We start from the raw sequence: 611 nt of genomic DNA, 5'->3' as shown, positions 1-611 counted from the left end.
TTTCGTATAACCATTGCCACCTGATGAAAATGACAAAGTTGAATAGGAGTATCAAAAAGATCTTTCAGTAATCCACGCTTCCCATCACATGTAATAGATTGAATTTTATAGCCTTTTTCTCTCAGTTTATTTATTGCAATTTTGTAATAAACCGCTTTTTCCGTTTTCACAATTTGATGATAGATCACAGTATCTGTAAGCGAATTCATAAAAACCATAACCCCAAATTTACGGCTAAAAAAGGTAACATCCATGATGATATTGATAGGAGTGAATTCAGGCTCAATAAGCACCGATTTGGGGGCTTTTTTGATGTGTCGTTGAATGGTTCGTATTGAACATTGGTAAGTTTCTGATAACTCTTTTAAGGTTTGTTTTTTAACGGAATAATCATGCCAAATTTGGGCAGAATTTAATGGTGAATTATTGCTAAATAATTTACCGCAAGAGGTGCATTTGAAACGTTGGATCTTATTTCTGATCCCATATTTTTTTGTAGTATTTTTTAAGCAAAATGGGCAATTTTTTTGTTCATAATTTTGAAAGTGGGTTAAAGCCTTGTACTATAAGGCTTTAACCTACTACTTAGCAACCATTTTGTCCATTATGCC

The 611-nt window shown here is 32.9% G+C and carries 1 pseudogene; it reads right to left on the bottom strand.

What is annotated here, in order from left to right:
- A pseudogene (locus E0709_RS12605) lies at nt 1-512 on the bottom strand (IS256 family transposase, variant Zn-binding type); the annotation flags it as partial.
- Between the last annotated feature and the right edge of the window lie 99 nt (nt 513-611).

Source organism: Lonepinella koalarum, assembly GCF_004565475.1.
In the GTDB taxonomy this organism is placed as follows: Bacteria; Pseudomonadota; Gammaproteobacteria; order Enterobacterales; family Pasteurellaceae; genus Lonepinella; species Lonepinella koalarum.
Note: the sequence above shows the minus strand (reverse complement) of the source record. Positions and strands in the feature narration are given on the sequence as shown.